The organism is Bacillus cereus group sp. BceL220, from assembly GCF_051776965.1.
Lineage (GTDB): Bacteria > Bacillota > Bacilli > Bacillales > Bacillaceae_G > Bacillus_A > Bacillus_A cereus.
In genome coordinates, this window is the sequence record NZ_JBPWBC010000001.1 from 731547 (window position 1) to 756709 (window position 25163).

A 25163-nucleotide genomic window follows, 5' to 3' on the forward strand; every position below is an offset into this window, starting at 1 on the left:
TCTTCTTCTCCTCCTATTCTAATGGCGCTGAAGGTGTTGCACGTTTAGCAACCGTAATATGCTCTACGTCATTTAAATCAGCGGCAGGTTTTACATAAGCTGTTTTTGTTAAGCCATATGCATCCGGCTGAACATCAACGATTTTTCCAATTACAAGACCTTTCGGGAAAATATCACCAAGTCCAGATGTTACAACTAGTTGATCTTTTTCTACCGGTGCATCAGAGCCAATCTTTGTGAAAAGAAGTAATTGTTTTTCTTTGTCATAACCTTCAATCAAACCAAAGATTTTCTCTTGCCCTTGTACAATAGCAGAAACGCGATTTGTTCGGCTCATAGAACTTAGTAATTCTACTGATGATGTAAACTGAGATACACTTTTCACTCTTCCAACTAACCCTTGTGAAGTTACTACAGCCATATCTTTTTTAATTCCTTGCTGTGCCCCTTTATCAATTCCAATTAAATCGTACCATTTATCTGGATTACGAGAAACAACAGTAGCTGGAATTTCAGTATACCCGCTATTTAACTCTTTTTTACCAGTTAGCTCTTGTAGCTTCTTGTTATCATCTTCTAGTTGTTTTACTTTCCCTGATAGACCTGCATAATTATCTAATTTTGCTTTTAATTCTTTATTCTCTTCATACGTGCGCTTTACATCCTCTACATTTTCGAAGAATCCAGCTACGTATTTCGCTGGCTTTTGGAATACACGTTCTACAACACCGACAGTGTCTTTAACAAACTGCTCTGGCCATGTTAAACTGTTCCGTTCTTTCAATGAGATTCCAATCAATGCCACGAGAAGAATAATACTAACCAACAAAACAATTAATCTTTTGTTTAAGAAAAACTGTGGCACGTTCACACCCTCTTAATTTCACTGATTTTTATTTTGCAATATTATCGAGCAGCAGTTTTGAAAAGATCGATATTGTCTAATGCTTTACCTGTTCCAATTGCTACGCAATCTAATGGATCTTCTGCAACAAGAACTGGCATTTTCGTTTCTTCACTAATTACTTTATCTAAATTACGTAGTAATGCCCCGCCGCCTGTTAATACGATACCGCGGTCCATAATATCAGCCGCTAATTCAGGTGGCGTTTTTTCTAACGTATTTTTAACTGATTCTACAATCGCATCTACTGTATCTTTTAATGCATCTGCAATTTCTTCTGGCTGAATTAGTACTGTTTTTGGTAAACCACTTACTAAATCACGACCGCGAATTTCCATAGGCTCGATACCTTCTGGCTCGCCTGCAGAACCAATTTCTAATTTTAATGCTTCAGCTGTTCTTTCACCAATCATTAAGTTATAGCTTTTCTTAATGTACTGAATGATTGAATCGTCCATATCATCACCAGCAACACGAACTGACTGACTTGTTACAATACCACCTAAAGAAATAATTGCAACTTCTGTTGTACCACCACCGATATCAACAACCATACTACCAGTTGGTTCCCAAACAGGTAAGTTTGCACCAATTGCTGCTGCAAATGGCTCTTCGATAGGATAAGCATCACGAGCACCCGCTTGACGAGTCGCATCGATTACTGCACGTCTTTCTACAGCTGTAATACCAGATGGTACACATACCATTACATACGGCTTACGTGAGAAGAAACCGTTTGATTTTTGAGCTTGTTGAATGTAATATTTCATCATTGTTGCAGTTGTTTCATAATCAGCAATTACACCGTCTTTCATCGGGCGAAGTGCCACAACGTTCCCTGGTGTACGACCAATCATTTGTTTTGCATCGCTACCTACAGCAACGATTTGTTTCGTATCAGTTTGTAACGCAACTACTGAAGGTTCACGTAAAACTACACCTTTTCCTTTTACATATACAAGCGTGTTCGCAGTTCCTAAGTCTATTCCAAGATCGCGAGTAAATCCACCAAATCCAAACATATTATTTATCTTCCTTTCTTGTTTTCACGGACTCATTTTTTCTTACTTTATATTATAAAAACAGTACGTTTTTTATATCTTTATCCTTTTTGTAGATAAATTTCTACAAAAAACTCATAAATCACATTATAAAACAAAATAAGTAAAAAGCATAGTCTTAAATATGACCTTTTTCCTTTAAACTCACGAATTTATGGTCACCTATTATAATATGATCAAGCACTTCAATTCCGATAATCTGACCGCATTCTACTAAGCGTTTTGTTACTTCAATATCTTCACGGCTCGGCGTGGGATCTCCTGAGGGATGGTTATGAAGACATATGATAGAGGCTGCTGCACGACGGAAGGCTTCTTTAAAAACTTCCCTTGGGTGTACAATTGACGTGTTTAAACTTCCAATAAAGATCGTTTGCCTATGTATAACTTGATTTTTTGTATTTAAATATAAACAAACAAAATGCTCTTGTTGTAAAAAGCGCATTTCTTCCATCATGTATTTCGCACAATCTTCTGGACTTCGAATACTATATCTATTTTGATATTCTAAACGTACCATTCTTCTGCCTAGCTCAAAGGCTGCCATAAGTTGCGATGCCTTTGAAATCCCAATACCATGTATACTAATTAGCTCTTCTAATGTTGCATCTTTCAACATACGTAAGCCATCAAATTGGTGTAAAATTTTATCTGACAACTTTAAAACTGTTTCTTCTTTAGAACCTGTTCTGAGTAACACTGCGAGGAGCTCTCGATTTGATAAACTTCCAGCACCTTCTGACAATAAACGCTCCCGTGGTTGTTCTTCTCTTACAACATCACGAATACCGTTCATCTCTCCACCCCTTTATTTGTTCTCTCAAAGAAAACCCCATGCAATTTTACGCATGGGTTACATCAATATCAAATTGTTTTAATTCTCGAACGAGACGTGCAATTGGTAAACCAACTACACTATAGTAGTCCCCTTGAATATGTTGAACGAAAATAGACCCTTTACCTTGAATCCCATAACTACCTGCTTTATCAAGAGGTTCTTTCGACGCGACGTATGTATCAATTTCCTCTTCTGTTAATTCCCAAAACGTAACTTCTGTACGCTCATAAAAAGTAACCGTTTTTTCTTTTGATATAATCGCAACACCTGTATACACTTCATGTGTTTTCCCAGATAGTAATTGTAACATCTCTTTCGCCTCATCCTCATTAGAAGGCTTACCAAGAATACGCGACTCATATGTAACAATTGTATCTGCACCTAACACAATGTGATCACTATTATTTTCTGTAACCGCTGATGCTTTTTGCAAGGCAAGCGACATTACAATATCAGAAGGCGATGAATATGCACCAATTGTTTCCTCTACTTCACTTAAAACGATTTCAAATGGTACGCTAGCTAACTCAAGCAATTCCTTCCTCCGAGGTGACCCTGAAGCTAAAATTATTTTTTTCATATTTTCTCCTTCCTTTCTCACATGAAGCAGAACAATTTATATCAATCGTATCAAAGGAATAGTTTGCCCACAAATGAAAGAAATATTAATTTCTCTAACTAAAAATAACACTTCTTTATTGCATACGATTATATTCCTGTCATAGAGAAAGCACTTTGCTCTAAATTCAAAAGAAAAGAAAGAAGTACATGTACTTCTTTCTTACTCATTTTATTATCCTATCATTTCACTTTCTACGAAACAATTTTTTCATACGAGAGTAAGCCATCAATAATAACTTGATTTAATTTCGCCAAAGATTCCTTATCCATTTTCCCATCTTTTACTGTTTGTACAGCTACCGACGTATACATATACAGTTTCTTTGCTTCTTCTCGCTTCATACTTTTCCCTTCTTTTTCAATCGCTTTCCATTCTTTTTCAATCACTTCTATATCTTTTGCGCTGCTTTTTCCACCAACTTGTACGCTAGAAGCATATTTTGCTAAATGAGTATATAATGGCTGCACTTTTGTTAAAAATGTTCCTACTTCTTTATCATCTTTCAGCAATGCTTTATCTGTTATATCCCAGTTCTTTTTTAAAACGGAGACACCATCATTTTTATACTTAGTCATTAATTGATTTATAGCCTGTTCATCGCTAGCAATACCAACAACTATTGCATACTTATCCCCGCTCGGTCTCAAAGCACCAATGCCCCCATTGCCTTTCCATTCTTCAAGAGCTGCCTGTCCCTTTTCTTCAGAAGAATAAAGCCCCCCTTGAACAAAGAATAATTTCATCGGATCCAATGACGTTCCTGTCTGCGCCTTTTGTTTTTCTTCTTTCGGTGCTGGTGTTTGTTCTGCCGTTCCACCCACCTTTGATTCTCCATTTCCAGTCGGCCTTGAAGCAGTTACTTCACTTCCTCCTGTTGTTCCTTGTCCAGTAAGTAAATGAAGCATCCCCATTCCAAACGTCGTACCGATAATAATTGCGGTTGCAACGATTGCAATTAATGTATTACTCCACTTCTTTCGGTATTTTTCCACAGACACTGATTTCGCTTTTTGAAACGGAACAACATTTTTAGGTCGTTCACTTTCTACTACCATCCATTCAAATTCATCTTTCTTCTTTTCCTCATACTTCGCTTCTGTTCCATTCACTTTCACTGAGATCGTTCGTGATTGCTTGTCCATACACTCACACCTCACCTCTTATCGTTGTCCGCATCATATCATATTCATTTCACAAAAAAACGAGATATTTGTCAGAGGAATTCGCCAAATAACCCTATATATTTATCTTATATGTATGCATTTGACTTCATTTGTAGAACAAAAAACTAGATAGCAAAGACTATCTAGTTTTTCTCTCGAATATATTTTCGAACTTCAGAAATGAAATAAAGAGAACCTGTTATGATAAAAACATCATTTTCCCCTATCATTTCAACTTTTGTATCAATTGCCTCTTTCCAATTTTCAAAAACTAATTTTGATTCTTTTTGTGAATATGATGCAAGCTTGTCTGCAGAAATAGCACGATCAAAGGCGAATGTTGTAAAAATCATTTCATCTGCAATGGTTTCTAATCGGCCTACCATGTTATGCAATTGTTTATCACCAAGGGCAGTAAATAAAACTATTACATTTTTATCTTTGTAATGCGCTTCTACTGTTTTCACAAGGCTTTCGATACCTTCTGGATTATGAGCACCATCTATAATAATATCCGGGTTACTTTGTAGCTTTTCAAAGCGCCCAATCCAATACGCTTCCCGTAATCCCGTTCTTATTCCCTCTTCCTCAATTAAAAATGATAAATATGTTTTTACATACATTACTGCCATAAGTGCTAGCGCTGCATTTCCTACTTGATGAATACCTTTCATTGAGATTTGCAAATCTTCAAATGCGGTAAAAGGACAAGTAAAATCAAACTGTTCCCCATCTTCGTTAGACTGTTTATGTAACGCTGTAAAATGCTTGCCAAGTTCGTATAAGTTTGCATGGTTTTCCTTTGCAACATTTTGAATGACTTGCAAAGCTTCTTCATCTTGCACACCAGTAATTACCGGCACACCAGACTTAATAATCCCCGCCTTTTCATATGCAATTTCTCCTAGTGTATTCCCTAAAATATGCATATGATCGTGACCGATATTCGTAATAATCGTGAGAACAGGGTGTATAACATTGGTAGAATCAAAACGTCCACCGAGCCCTGTTTCAAATAAAACAACATCACAGAAATTGACTTTACCGAAATAGCAAATTGCCATAACGGTAATAATTTCAAACTCAGTCGCTTCCCCTAAATCCGTTTCATCTAGTTTTTCCACGACTGGTTTTACCATCTTTACGAGTTCAGTAATCTCTTCATCTGCAATTGGTGTTCCATTCACACTAATGCGTTCATTAAATGTTTCGATGTAAGGAGAGGTAAACGTTCCTACCTTATATTTCGCGCCTTCTAACATGTAACGCATATATGTTAACGTTGAACCTTTTCCATTTGTACCAGCAAGATGAACACATTTTATATGACGCTCTGGATTTCCGAGCTCTTCTAGCATCCAATTCATTCTTTCTAATCCTGGTTTAATACCAAATTTCAATCGGCTATGAATCCACCCTATCGCTTCTTCGTATGTATGTATCACGTATGCTTTTCCCCTTTCAAAAGACAACTTTCATAGTTCTATTATACGCAAAGAAAAGAGACTCACCAATATAGTGAGTCTCTAAAAATATTTTTACTTTTCAAGATCTGCTAGACGTTGACGAACTGCTTCGCGTTTTTCTAGGTAATCTTGCTCTTTCGCACGCTCTCCTTCAATAACCGCTGCAGGAGCTTTCGCTACGAAACCTTGGTTAGAAAGTTTCTTCTGTACACGTTCTACTTCTTTATCGAACTTCTCAAGTTCTTTCTCAAGACGAGCTCTCTCTTCATCAAGATTGATAAGATCAGCTAACGGTAAGAATAACTCTGCACCTGATACGATTGCAGTCATTGCTTTTTCTGGCGCTTGTAAGTCCGTTTGAATTGTTAATTCGCTTGGGTTACAGAAACGCTCAATGTAAGAGCTATTTTTCGTAAGTTGAGCAAGTACAGCCTCATCTTTTGCTTTAATTTGCATTTGAACTTTTTTGCTCATTGGTGTATTTACTTCTGCACGAATGTTACGAACAGAGCGAATGATATCAACTAGAAGGTGCATTTCTGCCGCAGCTTCCGTATCTTGTAAATCTTCGCGAACTGTTGGCCACGCAGCTACTGTAATAGACTCGCCTTCATGCGGTAAATGTTGCCAAATCTTCTCTGTTACGAATGGCATGAATGGGTGTAATAGACGCATTGTTTGATCTAATACGTAAGCTAAAATAGAACGAGTCGTTTTCTTAGCTGCTTCATCTTCACCGTATAGTGGAAGTTTCGCCATCTCAATGTACCAGTCACAGAAATCATCCCAAATGAAGTTGTATAATGAACGACCAGCTTCACCGAACTCATATTTATCCATGTTACGTGTTACACTCTCGATTGTTTCGTTTAAGCGAGTTAAGATCCACTTATCTGCAACTGATTTTTCACCAGTTAAATCGATTTCTTCATACTTCATATCATCCATGTTCATTAATACGAAACGTGATGCGTTCCAAATTTTATTAATGAAGTTCCAAGTAGATTCTACTTTTTCCATGCTGAAACGTAAATCTTGACCTGGTGCACTTCCTGTTGATAAGAAATAGCGCATTGCATCTGCACCGTACTTCTCGATAACATCCATTGGGTCAATACCGTTACCAAGAGATTTACTCATCTTACGACCTTGCTCATCACGAACTAAACCGTGAATTAATACATCTTTAAATGGACGCTCGCCTGTAAACTCTAAACCTTGGAAAATCATACGAGATACCCAGAAGAAGATGATGTCATAACCCGTTACTAGTGCATCTGTTGAATAGTAACGTTTGAAGTCTGCTGAATCTTCATTTGGCCAACCAAGTGTTGAGAATGGCCATAGCGCTGAACTGAACCATGTATCAAGTACGTCGTTATCTTGATTCCAGTTTTCAATATCTGCTGGTGCTTCTGTACCTACGTATACTTCACCAGTTTCTTTATGGTACCAAGCTGGAATACGGTGTCCCCACCATAATTGACGAGAAATACACCAGTCATGAATATTTTCCATCCAACGTAAATATGTGTTTTCAAAACGCTCTGGTACGAACGTTACTTTTTCTTCTTCTTTTTGTTGAAGCGCTACTGCTTTTTCAGCAAGTGGAGCCATTTTTACGAACCATTGTGTTGATAAGTAAGGCTCAACAACTGCACCGCTACGCTCACTATGACCTACTGAATGCATATGTGGCTCGATTTCTACTAATACGCCAGCTTCTTGTAAGTCCTTCACTAATTCTTTACGGCATTCGAAACGATCCATACCGTTATATTTACCAGCTTTTTCGTTCATCGATCCATCTTCGTTCATTACTAAGATGCGTGGTAAGTCATGACGGTTACCTACTTCAAAGTCGTTCGGGTCATGAGCTGGTGTAATTTTTACAACACCTGTTCCGAAGTCTTTTTCTACGTACTCATCAGCAATAATCGGAATCTCACGGCCTACGATTGGAAGTGTAACTGTTTTTCCGATTAAATGTTTGTAACGATCATCTTCTGGATGAACTGCTACCGCTGTATCACCAAGCATCGTTTCTGGACGAGTAGTAGCAAGGCGAATGTGACCTGAACCGTCTGTTAACGGATAGTTCATATGGTAGAATGCACCTTGAACTTCTTTATGAATTACTTCAATATCAGAAAGAGCTGTGCGTGTTGCTGGATCCCAGTTAATAATATATTCACCGCGGTAAATTAAGCCTTTTTCGTATAATTGAACGAATACTTTATTAACCGCATCAGATAAACCTTCGTCTAATGTGAAACGTTCGCGAGAATAGTCTAGTCCTAAACCGACTTTCCCCCATTGTTGACGAATGTGAGAAGCGTACTCTTCTTTCCACTCCCAAGCTTTTTCAAGGAATTTCTCACGGCCAAGATCGTAACGTGAAATACCTTCTTCACGAAGTTTTCCTTCTACTTTCGCTTGTGTTGCGATACCAGCATGGTCCATTCCTGGAAGCCATAGCACATCGTAACCTTGCATACGCTTCGTACGAGTTAAAATATCTTGAAGAGTTGTATCCCAAGCATGACCTAAGTGTAACTTACCAGTTACGTTCGGAGGTGGAATTACAATTGTATACGGTTGTTTCTTCTCGTCTCCTGTTGCTTCAAAATATTTGCCTTCAAGCCACCATTGATAAAGGCCTTCTTCAACGGACATATGATCATATTTAGTTGGTAAATTCTTTTCCGTGTTTGACATTATTTTCCCTCCTTAAAATAAAAAATGTCCCTCATCCAAAAAGGACGAGGGACATCGCGGTACCACCTTTATTTACAAACAAATTCATAATTTGCTTATACTCTTAATTTGATAACGGACAAATCCGTCTTTTCCTAATGAGAACTATTCTGTTCAGAAAAGATGCTCCAGGGCTACCTTCTAACATAACTATCTAGAGAATCTCCCAGCTACTGATTCTCCTCTCTGAAGACGTTTCATGTTATACTCTTCCCCTTCAAGGCATTTATATGATTGTTAATTATTATATACAATAGTGTAAAAAACGAAACCTTATTCGTCAAGATAAATTTAAAACTATGACTTTTCGGGTGAATATAAAGAAGATAAGTAGCATTCTCTACTTATCTTCTTTATCCCGCTATTTGCGGGCAATAAGACCCCACCTCAAAATTCAGCTAAAACAAAGAAGTTAGGTTGGAGCCACCCGCTGATTAAAGTTTTACTTTACCCGTTCCCTTGCTGGGCAGCTTGTAATTGTGACAGAAAATATTCTATATTGCTAACGAGCCAATGCGATTGTTGCAAACTCTTTACTCCGCGCAGTTCATTTTCCTCGTTGCGATTATCTCTTCTTTTCTTATAAGACTGGATTTGCCGAATAAATTGCGATGGATACGTCATATACGCAAACATAAGTAGTTGCTCTTCTTTCGTAAAAGGGAAATTTTTTTGATACATTTGAAACCATTCAAACCGATCACTTCTTGCGATTGGATATGTGTTTAAAGACCGTGAATAAAAACCTACTATATCTTGCACAGGCGTTGCAAACTTCGATTTTTCCAAACTAATAAAATAGCCATTTCGCTCATAGTCAAATAAAAAATGATTAAGTGACACGTTACCATGCACAAAAGTAATACGTGTTTTCTCTTTTTCTTTCATCGCATCGTTCCACTCATTTAATTGCTTCGTTGCAAATTCACGCGCTCTCATTACATGATGATAGTACGTACAATATTGTAATTCAAACGGGGACATATACCATTTTGATTCAGATTCTACGAGAAACTCTTCTAACATCTCACCATCATTTTCCCAGCGATCGGATATAGTTGTATAATGTTTTTCTAAATCTTCTTCCGTATATGTTTCTTCCTTCACAGTTTTTTGATGCAACGTTCCAAGTGTCTGAAACATTTTATGGTATTGATCATTATCCTCGCCGTTTCCTTCTGCACGTTCTAACCAAGGCATTAAATAATAATTATACGTCCCGTCACTTAAAATATAATTTCCATCCGTCGCGTGGTATATAGGTACATAATTTGAAAAACCTTTCTCCTTCAAATATTGAATATGATGCAGAAAATTATTCCGCTCTAACTTTCTGCCTTCTATTTTCTTGAGTGCATATGGACCTTGATTCGTATAAATTTTCATTACGCTTCCGTGCTCTTCCATATGCTGCGTATCCAATCTATATTGCCTCACGATAGGTTCATAGTGATTTCGTAATTCAATATCCATACGAATAACCCTTTCTATTCAAAACATAGCCTCTAAGAAAAGAAGCGAGTGAAAACACTCACTTCCTTATTTCGCCTTTACCCTTGAAACGGGAATATAAATAATTTGCCCCGTATTTAAAAATATATCTTCTGTTTGATTGACACGGCACACATTTTGCACAGACGTTTCATAACGTTCTGCAATAGATTCAATTGTATCCCCTTCTTGCACGAAATACATTCTTAACTTTGTAAATTCTTCTTCCGGTTCTTTCGTAAATAGTTTTGTTAAATAAAGCGCATTTTCATCTCGCTGTGAGTACTCTTCTTCTTGTTCTTCCTGCTTTTTCGCTTTTTCTTTCTTGAAATCTTTTCGCCCAAACAATTCAAATTGCGGCGTTGTTTCTTGCTCCTCTTCACGCTCCACAAATTCATGTTCCTCTATCTTCTCTTCTTCTAATTCCTGCTCTTTTCTTTCCTCTAATTGGAACGGTTCAAATGCGTAATCTTCCCACTCATCTGATTCCTTATATGCTGGTTCTTCTACATGCGGCGCCGGTCTATTTTCATCCTCTTGCGCTGAATCTTCTTCTAACTCGGCATACACCGTTTCTTCCTCTTCAGCTTCATCCTCGTTTCTCTCTTCATCACACAAACCGGTAATAGATATATCCGCTAATAATTGTAAGCAACCATTTTCCTTTAATTCATAATCAAATTCCTCAATTGATACATATAGCTCTTCAATTACTTTCACTCGATTTCTCGGAATTGATATTTCAAGCGGAAAGGAATGAACAAGTTCATTAACCCCATCTTCCCTTGTTTCTACATAATCAATTGACTTTGCTGGCGATAGTTCTCTTAATGAATACGCCGAATCATCTTTTCGTGCAACATACTCTCCCGTTAAATCTAATTGCCCTCTCACGATTACTTCATGATCAAGCTCTTCTATCTCAACGTCTGGATCTAACGAAATTGACAAAAGTTCATCGACTTCCTGTCCCTTTTGGAACCAAACAGATTCTTTTAATGAAAATCGTAACGAATGATCTGCAGCCACTTCTTTTCCCCCTCCCAAACTATATGTCATTACAGATTTATGTAGGGAAAGCTTACTTTATGAATAAAAAAAAATCGCTCCCCTTATGGAGAGCGATTTTTCTCTAATACATTATTTTAATTTTGACATTGCAATTTCAGCTGCTGCCATCGTCGCCTCAATATCTGCGTCACTATGTGCTGTCGATAAGAATAAACCTTCGAATTGAGATGGCGGTAAGAATACACCTTGTTCTACCATTTCACGATAGTAAGCCGCAAAGAATTCTAAGTTTGAAGATTTTGCTGCATCGTAATTAATAACGGGCTCATCTGTAAAGAAAATACCAATCATAGAACCTGCACGGTTAATACGATGTGGAATGCCATGTTTTTCAGCTGCTTTACGTAATCCAGCTTCCAACATTTCAGCTTTACGCTCAAATTCTACATATGATTCTGGCGTTAACTGTACTAACGTTTCATAACCTGCTGCCATTGCAAGTGGATTACCTGATAAAGTACCAGCTTGGTAAATCGGTCCGCTTGGTGCAACTTGGCGCATAATTTCTGCTTTACCACCGTATGCTCCTACTGGTAAACCACCACCGATTACTTTACCTAAGCATGTTAAATCAGGTGTTACGCCATAATAACCTTGGCCACAATTATAAGCTACTCGGAACCCTGTCATTACTTCATCAAAAATAAGCAATGCACCGTTTTGTTCTGTTACTTCACGAAGACCTTCTAAAAATCCAGGCTGCGGAGGAACAACCCCCATATTTCCTGCTACTGGTTCTACAATTACACAAGCAATATCATCACCGAATTGTTCAAACGCGTATTTTACGCTTTCTAAATCGTTATAAGCTACTGTAATCGTATTTTTCGCTACACCTTCTGGTACACCAGGACTATCTGGTAAACCTAAAGTCGCCACACCAGAACCAGCTTTAATTAATAGCGAATCACCATGACCGTGGTAACAACCAATAAATTTCAAGATTTTATTACGACCTGTATAACCACGAGCTAAACGTAGTGCACTCATTGTTGCTTCCGTTCCAGAGTTAACCATACGCACAATCTCAATTGATGGCACGCGCTCAATAACAAGTTTTGCTAATTTATTTTCAATTTCTGTTGGTGCACCGAAGCTTGTACCTCTTTCAGCAACAGATTTTAACGCTTCTACAACACGATCATTTGCATGACCATGAATTAAAGGCCCCCATGATAATACGTAGTCGATGTATTCATTCCCATCAATATCATATACTTTAGAGCCTTTTCCACGCTCCATAAACAACGGATTCATCCCAACAGATTTAAAAGCACGAACCGGGCTATTTACGCCACCAGGCATTAAGTCTTGTGCCTCTTCAAACGCCGCAATCGATTTATCAAACTTTTTCATTATTTAGCGCCTCCTTCTTGTAACCATTTTGCTGCATCTTTCGCATGATACGTAATAATTAAGTCTGCTCCTGCACGTTTCATACTAATTAATTTTTCAAGAACAACTTCTTTTTCATTAATCCAGCCATTTTGCGCTGCCGCTTTAATCATCGAATATTCACCACTTACATTATAAGCGACAACTGGTAAATTAAAGTTATTTTTCACATCACGAACGATATCTAAGTAAGAAAGAGCTGGTTTTACGATTAAGAAATCTGCACCTTCCATTACATCTGATTCTGCTTCACGGAATGCTTCCATACGGTTTGCCGGATCCATTTGATATGTTTTACGGTCACCAAATTGCGGTGCACCGTGCGCAGCATCACGGAATGGTCCATAAAATGCTGATGAATATTTCACAGCGTACGACATAACTGGCACGTGTCCAAAACCATTTTCGTCTAATGCATGGCGAATTGCTGTTACGAAGCCGTCCATCATGTTTGATGGCGCAATAATGTCCGCTCCTGCTTTCGATTGACTTACAGCTGTTTTCGCAAGAACTGCAAGAGACTCGTCATTTAAAATAATACCATCTTCAATTACACCGCAATGACCATGGCTTGTAAATTGACATAAACATGTGTCTGCAACTACTACTAGCTCAGGGAAATCACCTTTAATTTGCTGAATAGCACGTTGTACAATTCCATGATCACAATATGCTGATGATCCAACTTCATCCTTTTCAGCAGGTAAACCAAATACAATAACAGAACGAATACCTAAATCAACAACTTCTTGCATTTCAGCTTGCAATAAATCTAAAGACATTTGATATACGCCTGGCATAGAAGGAACTTCATTACGAACATTTTCACCTTCTAATACAAAAATAGGGTAAATAAAATCTTCCGTATGTAAAAACGTTTCACGCACAAGCGCACGCATGCCCCCGCTTTGTCTTAAACGACGATGACGATTAAATTGTAAAGAGTTCATAGATTTCTATCCCCATTCTTTCATTTTATAGATTCACAAACACATTGTAGTAATGCTTCTACAGTGTACTCTTTCGGCACAATAACAGACGGAAAATAACGACTTGCCTCTTTTTCCGTAATAGGTCCTATACAAGCAATTGTACATTTTTTTGTCCATTCTCTCCAGTTTGCACCCTCAAGTAAACGAACAAAACTAGTAACAGTTGAAGGACTCGTAAATGTAATAATGTCTACTTCTCCTAACTTCAACGCTGCTATAAGCTCTTGCTTTTTTTCTACATTCACTTTCGTACCGTATACGATCAACTCATCTAGAGAAACACCAATTTCACGCAGTTTAACTGGTATTACATCTCTTGCTAAATTGCCTTTTGGAAATAAAATGCGTTCGTTTCCATTTAATTCTTTTAGAAGCTCTTCGGCAAATGCTTCTGCAACAAATGAAGTCGGAACAAAATGAACTTGATAGCCCCTTTTTTCTAACTCTAATTTTGTTTTCACACCTACCGCAGCGATTTTAATGGTTAGTGGTAGTTTCTTTTTTAAACTATCTAGAAAAAAAGCTACACCATTTCTGCTCGTAAAAATAACCCAGTCGTATGAATGTAGCTGCTCTTCAATATGTTGAATTTGCCTATGAGACATACCTTCCATACGCAAAAGCGGAATTTCCAATGGAATTCCGCTCTTTTCTTTCACTGCTACACTCATTTGTTTCGCTTGATGCTGGGCACGTGTAATCAATACCGTTTTTCCAGCGAGAGCGTTCATATTTATTGTTGCTCCTTATTTGCAGCAAGAATGAGTTCTTTGGCGCCTTGTTTAATTAAACGGTCCGCGGCCTCTAATCCTACTTCTTCAGGATTAGTACCCACTACTGTCTCTTTTAATAAAACAGAGCCATCCATAGAGCCGACAAGAGCTGTTAATTCGATTGCATCGTTTTCTGTAAGGGTTGCATATCCAGCGATTGGAACTTGGCATCCACCTTCAAGTTTATGAAGAAATACTCGCTCCGCTGCCACTGTTCTTTCTGTTATCGCATCATTAATATGCGCTAACAATTGCAATAAATCCTTATCATCCTCACGACACTCAATCGCTAATGCACCTTGTCCTACAGCAGGTACACATAACGCTTCATCTAAATGTTCTGTAATAACTTCATCATCCCAGCCCATTCTTTGTAATCCAGCTGTCGCTAAAATAATCGCATCGTAATCTTCTTCTTTTAATTTACGTAAACGTGTATCGATATTCCCGCGAATCCACTTCACTTGTAAATCTGGTCTCGCAGCGAGTAGCTGTGCACTACGTCTTAAACTACTCGTACCTAAAATAGCACCTTCCGCTAACTCTTTAAACGATGCTCCATTTTTTGAGATAAAAGCATCCCGAGGGTCAACACGCTTTGGTGTACAGCCAATCATTAAACCTTCTGGAAGTACGGCCGGCATATCTTTCATACTATGTACAGCCATATCGATTTCTTTCGTAAGTAACGCATGCTCAATTTCTTTAACGAACAAGCCTTTTCCGCCTACTTTTGAAAGAGTAACATCTAAAATAACATCACCTTTTGTGACAATTTCTTTCACTTCAAATTCATATGGTAGACCTAGCGCTTTTAACTGATCAATAAACCAGTTTGTTTGCGTTAATGCTAGTTTACTCTTTCGTGACCCTACAATAATTTTGCGCATAATTCTCTCTCCTCATTATAAATACCAAAAGTGGAAATTGGATAAACTGCTTAATAGAAAAATGTTTACTAGCATTACGAGAAACGATCCGATATTCCACTGTACAATTTTCTTACCTTGCAACACATCTGCCGCTCGTAAATATAAACCTGTGCAATACACAAATAGAACGACAAAAGATCCGATTACTTTCGTATCATACCAATGGAAATTGTCCAATTTTGTATATCCCCATATACACCCCAATAAAATTGCTAGTAAGAAAAATGGAACAGAAAATAAATTTAATCCGTAAGACGTAGATTCAAGCTTCGGTAAATTCCCTAACCTTCTTAATCTCGCATTCCACTTTTTCTTTTTTAATAGGCGATATTGCAGTAAATACATAATAGAAAAAATAAACGATACCGTAAACGTTGCATAAGAAATAATCGCCATTCCAACATGCACGTATACAAGTTCTGAAACTAATTGCTCTGCAAGTACTGGCGACATCTTTCCGAGCGGTGTAAAAATAGAAAAAGCGCTTACGCCAAATGCAACAACATTTGTAAAGAAGACTAAAAAGTCAACGCGCATAAATCGATTTATGACTAACGACATCGTAATCAATAACCAAACATAAAAATAAATCCCTGATAATAAAGTTAAAATGGGATTCGTTTCTGAATCTGTCGCCCTAAGCAACATAAAAATAGACTGCAATACCCATACAATCGAAAGTAACCAAAAAGCAAATCGGTTCGCCTTTCGGTTACTTTGGAAATAATCTATAAAATATAAACTAATGCTACAAGCATATAAAATAATTGCAATATGATAAATAATACTGTTATTTAAAAAACTCATCCGATCATCCTTCCAAATTATAAAGATGGAACGGATGGTGTCCACACTCTTTTATGTTCTACTTCTTCCGCACGACTCTCTACTTCTTCCGTTTCTAAATCAAAAATCTTTGCAAATAACGCTAGTTTTTCGCTCGCTCCCTCTTCAGCAGCTATTTCTTTTGCTACTAAAATTGGGTCTTTTAATAATTGATTAATAATACTTTTCGTATGCTTACTAATAACTTTTTTCTCACGATCACTAAGGTTTGGTATTTTCCGCTCTAGGCTTACCATCGTTTCACTTTGGATTGCAAGTGCCTTATCACGAAGAGCTGATATTAATGGAACAACACCAAGTGTACTTAACCACGTTTTAAATAGAACAATTTCCTCTTCAATCATAAATTGAATTTTCTCTGCTTCTTTCAAACGCTCAGCACGGTTTGCCTCCACTACTCCTTGCAGATCATCAATGTCATACAAGAAAGAACCTTCTAGCTCATCAATCGCTGGATCAATATCACGTGGCACTGCAATGTCAACCATAAACAAAGGACGACCAGAGCGCATTTTCTCCACCTTTGTCATCATCTCTTTCGTAATGACATACTCTGATGCACCAGTTGAACTAATTAAAATATCTGCTTCTAATAATGCACATTGTAATTCGCTTAACGATTTTGCATGTCCCATATATTTCTCAGCCATTACTTCTGCTTTCGAAAGCGTCCTATTCATAACTGTTACTTTACGAGCACCACTTCCATATAAGTTTTGCAATGCAAGTTCGCCCATTTTACCAGCACCAAGAATAAGCACATGACAATCTGTTAACTCGCCAAATATTTTCTTTCCAAGCTCAACAGCAGCATAACTAACAGACATCGCACTTTCACCAATTGTTGTTTCTGAGTGGGCACGTTTTGCTAATGTAATGACTTGCTTAAACAATTCATTAAAAATTGTGCCTGTTGCTTTAACTTGTTGTGCTTCTAAAAAGCTATCTTTTATTTGGCCTAAAATCTGTGTTTCTCCCACTACCATAGAATCTAAACCGCACGTTACGCGGAATAAATGGTCTATTGCACCATCTTGTTCAAAAATAGTTAAATATGGTGCGACTTCTTCTATTTCAAGCTGAAACCAATCAGCTAAAAATTTCTTAATATAATACCGTCCCGTGTGTAATTGATCTACAACAGCATAAATCTCAGTGCGATTACAAGTTGATACAATGACATTCTCTAACACGCTCTTTTGATTTTGTAATGTAGTCATCGCTCGCTCTAGCTCTGCTGCCTGAAATGTGAGTTTCTCACGAAATTCTACAGGGGCTGTTCGATAATTTACACTAACAACAAGAATATGCACGCAGCATGTCCCCCTTCACCCGTTTTATCACTTTATCTACTATCATAATACAACTTTCCTCTTATGAATCTGACAATCGTGTGAACAACCGATTATTTTTTAATTATTCTCCGTATGTAATAAAGGAGATTCAGCAAACTAATAAAAAAACTTCTACTTTATAATGATTATAAATTAATAACTCTATTTGTACGTTACCAAAAAAAGTCCTCATAATCAAGTGATGGAAACTATTCCATATAAATTATAACATCATCTTTCCTATCTTCTTTCATCATGAAGGAAAATATGTATGATTGTTCCAAAATGTAGCAGACACTTTCTCAATACAATGTATTTGACATTTTATTTATTTTTCGTTATATTGATTTTACAAAATTAAATTGTGCACAACTTAATAAGAAGGGAGTTATGTATGACAGAGGACTCTTTGCATCTAGATAACCAACTTTGTTTTTCTATTTATGCCTGCTCTAGAGAGGTTACTCGTTTTTATCGACCTTATTTAGAAGAGATGGGTATTACGTATCCCCAGTACATTACTTTACTCGTACTATGGGAGCAAGATGGACTAACAGTAAAAGAAATTGGAGAACGTCTATTTTTAGATTCCGGTACGTTAACACCTATGTTAAAACGAATGGAATCATTAACACTTGTAAAACGTGTTCGTTCCAAAGAAGACGAGCGAAAAGTTTGTATTGAATTAACAGAACAAGGCAAAGATTTAAAGGAAAAGGCTTGTTCATTACCGACAACGATGGCTACAAACTTAGGAATTACAGAGCAAGAATATCGCTCTTTATTAATTCAACTAAATAAACTAATTGAAACAATGAAAACAATTAATGATGGAAAAGGGGAATAAATATGGATAAATTATATACTGCTTCAGTAACAGCAACAGGTGGAAGAAATGGGAAAGTAGTTTCAGATGATGGCATATTAAATCTTGATGTGAAAATGCCGAAAGCACTAGGTGGTGCAGGTGGAGAAGCAACAAATCCAGAACAACTATTTGCAGCTGGTTATGCAGCTTGTTTCGATAGTGCATTACAACTTGTCATTCGTACAAAACGTATGAAAGTAGAAAGTACAGAAGTAACCGCTCACGTTTCTATCGGAAAAGATACAGATGGTGGTTTTGGCCTATCTGCCGTGCTTGATGTACATGTCGCTGGCGTTTCACATAGCGAAGCACAAGAACTTGTAGAAGCGGCTCACGGTGTATGTCCTTACTCTAAAGCAACACGAGGTAATATTGAAGTTACATTAAACGTACGTTAACAGCTTATATAAAGAAAAAAACGCGCGACATTCGTCACGCGTTTTTTGTTTTTGTCATTTTATGAATTGCCTTCCACGCTTCTTCTTTTCCAAGTCCTGTTTCAGAAGAGAATAGAACGATTTCATCGCCAATTTCAACAGCAAGCGTTTCTTTTACAACTTTTAAATGCTTTTGCCATTTCCCTTTCGGGATTTTATCAGCTTTCGTCGCAATAATAATTGTTGGGATTTCATAATGCTTTAAGAAATCATACATCATCACGTCATCACTTGTCGGTTGGTGACGTAAATCAACTACTAATACAGCTGCGTCTAATTGCTTACGCGTTGTAAAGTACGTTTCAATCATTTTCCCCCATGCCGCGCGCTCCGATTTAGACACTTTCGCATATCCATAACCTGGAACGTCAACAAAATGCATCATCTCATTGATCAAGAAAAAGTTCAGCGTTTGTGTTTTTCCTGGTTTAGAAGAAATACGCACTAACTTTTTACGATTTAAAATTTTATTAATAAAGGAAGACTTCCCGACATTTGAACGACCTGCTAATGCAATTTCTGGTAAATCACTGTCTGGATATTGTTCTGGTTTAACAGCACTAATTACAATATCTGCTTTTGTTACTTTCATTGTTTCACTCCTACTAATGCGTGCTCCAATACTTCATCTAAATGAGATGCAAGCACAAACGTAAGGTTTTCTTTTACGCTCTCTGGAATATCATCTAAATCTTTCTCGTTTTCTGCTGGCAAAATAATTTTTGTTAAGCCTGCGCGGTGAGCACTTAATGTTTTTTCTTTTAAGCCACCAATTGGTAATACACGACCACGAAGTGTAATTTCACCTGTCATACCTACTTCTTTACTTACAGGAATACCTGTTAGTGCAGAAATAAGTGCCGTTGCCATCGTAATACCTGCTGACGGTCCATCTTTCGGAACTGCTCCTTCTGGAACATGAATATGAATATCATTTTTCTCATGGAAATTCGGATCAATCTGAAGCTCTTCTGCACGAGAACGTATATAACTAAACGCAGCTTGTGCTGATTCTTTCATAACATCCCCAAGTTTCCCTGTTAAAATTAGTTTCCCTTTTCCTGGCGCTACAGAAACTTCAATTGCAAGTGTATCGCCGCCTGCTGCTGTGTAAGCTAGACCTGTTGCCATACCAACTTGGTCTGTTTTTTCAGCTTGCCCATAACGGAATATGTGTTTACCAAGTAAATCAACAATCTTTTTCTCTGTCACAACGATACGTTTACGTTCTGCTGTAACGATAATTTTCGCTACTTTACGGCAAACTTTTGCAATTTGGCGTTCTAGCGTACGAACACCAGCCTCACGTGTATAATAACGAATAATTTCAAGAAGCGCTTCATCACGTACTTGTAAATTACCTTTTCGTAAGCCATGCTCTTTTAATTGTTTCGGCAATAAATGCTCACGAGCAATGTGTACTTTTTCAAGTTCTGTATAGCCAGCAATCGAAATGATTTCCATACGGTCAAGTAATGGACCTGGAATACTTGAAAGTGTATTAGCAGTTGCTACAAACATAACTTTCGATAGATCATATGGTTCTTCAATGTAATGATCACTGAAGTTATGGTTTTGTTCTGGATCTAATACTTCAAGTAATGCTGCTGATGGATCTCCACGGAAATCGTTAGACATTTTATCAATCTCATCTAATAAGAAGACTGGATTAACTGTTTTCGCCTTTTTCATACCTTGAATAATGCGTCCTGGCATTGCTCCAACATATGTACGGCGGTGACCACGAATTTCAGATTCATCACGCACACCACCAAGAGATACACGGACAAAGTTACGATTCAATGATGTTGCAATTGAACGCGCTAACGAAGTTTTTCCGACCCCAGGAGGGCCTACTAAACAAAGGATAGGTCCTTTTAATGAATTCGTTAACTTCTGTACAGCTAAATATTCAAGTACACGCTCTTTCACTTTTTCAAGACCGTAATGATCGTTATTTAAAATCTCTTCCGAATGAGCAAGATCAATTATATCTTCTGTTGCCTCTGTCCACGGAAGCGCTAATAACCAATCAATATAATTGCGAATAACACCACTCTCCGCAGAACTTGCTGGTAACTTTTCATAACGATCTAATTCTTTCAGCGCAGCCTTCATTGTTTCTTCAGGCATTCCTGACTGTTCAATTTTTTCACGAAGTTCTTCTACTTCTCCACCCTTACCTTCTTTGTCGCCAAGTTCAGTTTGAATCGCCTTCATTTGCTCACGTAAGAAATATTCTTTTTGCGTGCGCTCCATTGAACGTTTCACTTGTTGCCCAATTTTCTTTTCTAGGCTAAGTAACTCTTGTTCATCTTGAATAATTGAAATAAGTGTATGTAATCGTTCTTTTACAGATACAATCTCTAGAATCTCTTGTTTCTGCTTCGTTTTAATCGGCAAGTGAGAAGCAATTAAATCAGCTAATCTCCCTGGTTCCTCTACATCAGCTACCGTTGCAAATGTTTCATTTGAAACTTTTTTCGAAACTTTAATATATTGTTCGAAATGCTCCAGTAACGTACGCATAAGAGCTTTCTCTTCTAAATCATCTTCTACTTCTTCAGTTACCGTTTTAATAGACACTTGTACTACATTTTCTTCTTCGATAAACTCTATTACTTCTGCTCTATGTAAACCTTCCACAAGGACACGAAGCGTACCGTTCGGCAATTTTAGCATTTGCTTTACTTTCGCCACTGTACCTACACTATATATGTCATCTTCTTTCGGATCATCGATATTCATTTCTTTTTGCATTGCTAAAAAGATGATATTTTCATCCATTGCCGCCTGCTCTAGTGCTTGTATCGATTTATCACGTCCTACATCAAGATGCAAAACCATCGTTGGATATACGAGAACGCCTCTTAATGGTAGGAGGGGCACGATTCTTTCGTTCGTATTCATACTAGACATAGCACCTCCATAATAAATTAAACTCCTGTTCAACTATTTTATATTACAATACACCTAGATGCAATTGCTGAGATTCCTCGCAATTGTAAATAGCTTGTTTTTCTACCTCACGAAAAGAAAAAAGACTCCGATTAAGCATACAAACTTAAACGAAGTCTGGCAAATTTTATTATTGTTTATTTTTACATAGATTGTGCATCTGTTTCGTCTACGTTAGTATGTACATCTAGCTCTCTATGCATATTTTCTTGCATAAACGTTAACTCAAATACTTCTTTTAATTTACGGACAGGAATAATTTCGATTCCCTTTATCGTATACAAAAATGGTTGCATATTTTCAGCAGGAATAATGACTTTCTTAGCTCCCGCTTTTTTCGCAGCTTTTATTTTTGCGTACACGCCACCAATAGGCTTTACTTCTCCGTGTATACTTATTTCACCTGTCATCGCTACTTCATTATTTACATATGTGCGATGCACCGCAGAATATACACCTGTTGCCATAGCAATTCCTGCAGAAGGTCCATCAATTGGGATACCACCTGGAAAATTAATATGTATATCGTATCCTTCTGGCAACACATCTAAAGAACGAAGTACTGTTAATACATTATCAACAGAGCCTTTTGCCATACTTTTACGGCGAATCGATTTCGTTTGACTACCAATACTTTCTTCTTCTACAATTCCGGTAACATTTACCGATCCTTTATCTTTCGCCGGAATTGCTGTTACTTCAATTTCTAATAACGCACCTGTATTTGGTCCGTATACAGCAAGACCATTTACAAGACCAATCCTTGGAATCGGATAAATGTGCTTTTCGTATTTCGGCGTAAGCTGACTTGAGTGAACAACCCACTCTATATCTTCATCTTTAATAAAAGAACGTTCTTCATTTATCGCCATACCAGCAGAAATTTGTACGAGATTAATCGCCTCTCGTCCATTTCTTGCATACATCCCAATCATTTCAATACCATTTTCACCTATTTGCATTTCCACTTTTTCCGCGGCGTTTTTCGCTACTTTTTGAATCTCTTCCGTATCTAATTCACGGAAAAATACTTCTAAGCAACGTGACCGAATAGCAGGAGGAATTTCCTCTGGCGAACGTGTCGTTGCTCCAACTAAGCGAAAATCTGCCGGTAAGCCTTTTTGGAAAATATCATGTATATATGTTGGGATCATCGTATTTTCTTCACTATAGTACGCACTTTCTAAAAATACTTTTCGATCTTCTAACACCTTTAACATTTTGTTCATTTGAATCGGATGGAGTTCGCCAATCTCATCAATAAACAAAATACCACCATGCGCATCTGTTACAGCACCTTTTTTCGGTTGCGGAATACCTGCTTGCCCCATCGCCCCAGCACCTTGATAAATCGGATCATGCACCGAACCAATTAAAGGGTCTGCGATACCACGTTCATCAAACCGAGCTGTCGTCGCATCAAGTTCAATAAATGTTGCATTCGTACGAAATGGAGATTTAGGATTTCGTTTCGCTTCTTCTAATACAAGACGTGCTGCCGCTGTTTTCCCAACACCTGGTGGGCCATATATGATTACATGTTGCGGATTCGGACCACAAAGAGCCGCTTTTAAGGACTTAATCCCGTCCTCTTGCCCTACAATATCTAAAAAGGTTGTAGGACGCACCTTTTCTGCTAGCGGCTCTGTTAAAGAAATCTCACGCATTTTACGAAGCTGTTCTAATTCTTTTTTCGATTCTCGATCAATTGAAACTTTTTGTGTTCGTTGATTTCGAAGTAAATGCCAGAAATATAATCCGACAATTACACCAAAAACAAGTTGAACAACTAAAAATATATTTGTCCAGCTCATTATTTATTTCCTCCCGCAATATTTTATCTCTTAGTATTTCCGCGGAGGAACGTAGCTAAACATAAAGAAAAACAGCAATTATAAAAATTGCTGTTTCCCTTTCGCATTATGCAGATGTTTTTGTATCAAGTACAGTACCGTCTTGTAACACCAATTTTGGCGGTTCATTATCAGCTACTGTTTCTTTTGTAAGAATACACTTCTCGATATCTTTACGAGATGGAAGTTCGAACATTACATCAAGCATTAAGCCTTCAATAATAGAACGAAGTCCACGAGCACCCGTTTTACGTTCAATTGCTTTTTTCGCAATTTCGATTAGTGCACCTTCTTCAAACTCTAACTCAACATCGTCAAGCTCCAATAGTTTTTGGAATTGCTTAACAAGTGCATTTTTCGGTTTCGTTAAAATATCAACAAGAGCATCTTCATCAAGTGGCTCTAGGTTCGCAATAACTGGAAGACGACCGATAAACTCTGGAATTAAACCAAATCTTAAAAGATCCTCTGGTAATACGTGAGATAAAACATGCTTCTCATTTACATCAGCATTTTTCTTCTCAGAACCAAATCCAATTACTTTCTCACCAAGGCGACGTTTAATAATCGGCTCAATGCCATCAAACGCTCCACCACAAATGAATAAGATGTTCGTTGTATCAATTTGAATAAACTCTTGGTGCGGATGCTTACGACCACCTTGAGGTGGAACGCTTGCTACAGTACCTTCTAAAATTTTCAGAAGTGCCTGCTGCACACCTTCACCAGATACATCACGTGTAATTGATGGATTTTCGGACTTACGTGCCACTTTATCAATCTCATCAATATAAATGATTCCTTTTTCCGCTTTCTCTACATCATAATCAGCTGCTTGAATTAATTTTAGTAAGATATTTTCTACATCTTCCCCAACATATCCAGCTTCTGTTAAAGATGTTGCGTCCGCGATTGCAAATGGAACATTTAGAATACGCGCTAACGTTTGTGCAAGTAATGTTTTACCACTACCTGTTGGCCCGATAAGTGCGATATTACTCTTCGCTAATTCTACATCATCAATTTTGCTGTTAGAATTAATGCGTTTGTAATGATTATATACCGCTACCGCTAGTGCTTTTTTCGCGCTATCTTGCCCGATGACATACTCATCTAAGATTTCACGAATTTCTACCGGTTTCGGTACATCTTTGAATTCTACTTCTTCGTCCTTTGCAAGCTCCTCTTGTACAATTTCAGTACAAAGTTCGATACACTCGTCACAAATGTAAACACCTGGACCTGCCACTAACTTTCGAACTTGCGTTTGTGTTTTACCACAGAAAGAACATTTTAATTGCCCTTTTTCATCATTAAATTTAAACATATTTTCACACCCCTTACAAAGTGCTAACCTCTTGCCTTCGTATGTACACGATAAATGTATCGTATGTAAATACAT

21 protein-coding genes and 1 other annotated feature are annotated in these 25163 nt (G+C 37.6%); of the genes, 2 read left to right on the plus strand and 19 right to left on the minus strand.

From position 1 onward, the window contains the following. Positions 1-13 precede the first annotated feature (13 nt). From mreC to hemA, 15 genes are all read right to left on the minus strand, one after another. Positions 14-865, minus strand: coding sequence for a rod shape-determining protein MreC (gene mreC / locus ACS2FK_RS03900; protein ID WP_001135487.1), 852 nt, complete (start codon positions 863-865; stop codon positions 14-16). 41 nt (positions 866-906) lie between these two features. After that, complete coding sequence (gene mreB, locus ACS2FK_RS03905; protein WP_000466736.1) at positions 907-1926, minus strand: cell shape-determining protein MreB; 1020 nt, start codon at positions 1924-1926, stop codon at positions 907-909. 157 nt (positions 1927-2083) lie between these two features. Further along, positions 2084-2761 (minus strand): RadC family protein, encoded by a 678-nt coding sequence (radC, locus tag ACS2FK_RS03910; RefSeq protein WP_053563605.1) that lies wholly within the window; start codon positions 2759-2761, stop codon positions 2084-2086. 46 nt (positions 2762-2807) lie between these two features. Beyond that, positions 2808-3383, minus strand: a complete 576-nt coding sequence (locus tag ACS2FK_RS03915) for a Maf family protein (protein ID WP_063548694.1) — start codon at positions 3381-3383, stop codon at positions 2808-2810. A gap of 233 nt (positions 3384-3616) precedes the next feature. Next, positions 3617-4567, minus strand: coding sequence for a hypothetical protein (locus ACS2FK_RS03920; protein ID WP_023523114.1), 951 nt, complete (start codon positions 4565-4567; stop codon positions 3617-3619). Positions 4568-4731: 164 nt separating this feature from the next. Beyond that, positions 4732-6033 carry a bifunctional folylpolyglutamate synthase/dihydrofolate synthase gene (locus ACS2FK_RS03925; RefSeq protein ID WP_063548696.1) on the minus strand — a complete coding sequence of 434 codons (1302 nt, stop codon included), beginning with the start codon at positions 6031-6033 and terminating at the stop codon, positions 4732-4734. 93 nt (positions 6034-6126) lie between these two features. Beyond that, complete coding sequence (locus ACS2FK_RS03930) at positions 6127-8772, minus strand: valine--tRNA ligase (protein WP_000072222.1); 2646 nt, start codon at positions 8770-8772, stop codon at positions 6127-6129. Positions 8773-8809: 37 nt separating this feature from the next. Further along, positions 8810-9041, minus strand: a binding site (T-box leader). A gap of 217 nt (positions 9042-9258) precedes the next feature. Continuing rightward, positions 9259-10284 carry a spore coat protein YsxE gene (ysxE, locus tag ACS2FK_RS03935; protein ID WP_000350660.1) on the minus strand — a complete coding sequence of 342 codons (1026 nt, stop codon included), beginning with the start codon at positions 10282-10284 and terminating at the stop codon, positions 9259-9261. Positions 10285-10350: 66 nt separating this feature from the next. Beyond that, entirely contained in the window at positions 10351-11361 is a 1011-nt protein-coding gene (spoVID, locus tag ACS2FK_RS03940) for a stage VI sporulation protein D (RefSeq protein ID WP_003271973.1), read from the minus strand. Positions 11362-11442: 81 nt separating this feature from the next. Next, complete coding sequence (gene hemL, locus ACS2FK_RS03945; protein WP_063548698.1) at positions 11443-12729, minus strand: glutamate-1-semialdehyde 2,1-aminomutase; 1287 nt, start codon at positions 12727-12729, stop codon at positions 11443-11445. Then, positions 12729-13718, minus strand: a complete 990-nt coding sequence (hemB, locus tag ACS2FK_RS03950) for a porphobilinogen synthase (protein ID WP_063548700.1) — start codon at positions 13716-13718, stop codon at positions 12729-12731. The genes hemL and hemB overlap by 1 nt, the downstream gene beginning before the upstream one ends. A 20-nt stretch (positions 13719-13738) precedes the next feature. Then, complete coding sequence (gene hemD / locus ACS2FK_RS03955; protein ID WP_023523117.1) at positions 13739-14491, minus strand: uroporphyrinogen-III synthase; 753 nt, start codon at positions 14489-14491, stop codon at positions 13739-13741. Between the two features lie 2 nt (positions 14492-14493). Next, positions 14494-15423, minus strand: coding sequence for a hydroxymethylbilane synthase (hemC, locus tag ACS2FK_RS03960; RefSeq protein ID WP_063548702.1), 930 nt, complete (start codon positions 15421-15423; stop codon positions 14494-14496). 15 nt (positions 15424-15438) lie between these two features. Beyond that, positions 15439-16272 carry a cytochrome c biogenesis protein gene (locus tag ACS2FK_RS03965; RefSeq protein ID WP_000009005.1) on the minus strand — a complete coding sequence of 278 codons (834 nt, stop codon included), beginning with the start codon at positions 16270-16272 and terminating at the stop codon, positions 15439-15441. 17 nt (positions 16273-16289) lie between these two features. Further along, positions 16290-17624 (minus strand): glutamyl-tRNA reductase, encoded by a 1335-nt coding sequence (gene hemA, locus ACS2FK_RS03970; RefSeq protein WP_000547868.1) that lies wholly within the window; start codon positions 17622-17624, stop codon positions 16290-16292. A 415-nt stretch (positions 17625-18039) separates the two neighbouring features. On the opposite strand from hemA, the gene ACS2FK_RS03975 reads away from it, so the two are divergent. Both ACS2FK_RS03975 and ACS2FK_RS03980 read left to right on the plus strand, forming a co-directional pair. After that, complete coding sequence (locus ACS2FK_RS03975) at positions 18040-18492, plus strand: MarR family winged helix-turn-helix transcriptional regulator (RefSeq protein WP_000133921.1); 453 nt, start codon at positions 18040-18042, stop codon at positions 18490-18492. 2 nt (positions 18493-18494) lie between these two features. Further along, entirely contained in the window at positions 18495-18911 is a 417-nt protein-coding gene (locus ACS2FK_RS03980) for an organic hydroperoxide resistance protein (protein ID WP_000359774.1), read from the plus strand. A 34-nt stretch (positions 18912-18945) separates the two neighbouring features. On the opposite strand, the gene ysxC is transcribed toward ACS2FK_RS03980, so the two are convergent. The 4 genes from ysxC to clpX form a co-directional block, all read right to left on the minus strand. Beyond that, positions 18946-19542, minus strand: coding sequence for a ribosome biogenesis GTP-binding protein YsxC (gene ysxC / locus ACS2FK_RS03985; protein WP_000869118.1), 597 nt, complete (start codon positions 19540-19542; stop codon positions 18946-18948). Next, positions 19539-21869 (minus strand): endopeptidase La, encoded by a 2331-nt coding sequence (lon, locus tag ACS2FK_RS03990; protein ID WP_000097288.1) that lies wholly within the window; start codon positions 21867-21869, stop codon positions 19539-19541. The genes ysxC and lon overlap by 4 nt, the downstream gene beginning before the upstream one ends. 182 nt (positions 21870-22051) lie before the next feature. Next, positions 22052-23722: an ATP-dependent protease LonB gene (gene lonB / locus ACS2FK_RS03995; protein WP_000119173.1), complete on the minus strand. Its 1671-nt coding sequence runs from the start codon at positions 23720-23722 to the stop codon at positions 22052-22054. A gap of 106 nt (positions 23723-23828) precedes the next feature. Further along, positions 23829-25088: an ATP-dependent protease ATP-binding subunit ClpX gene (gene clpX, locus ACS2FK_RS04000; protein ID WP_000472289.1), complete on the minus strand. Its 1260-nt coding sequence runs from the start codon at positions 25086-25088 to the stop codon at positions 23829-23831. Positions 25089-25163 lie beyond the last annotated feature (75 nt).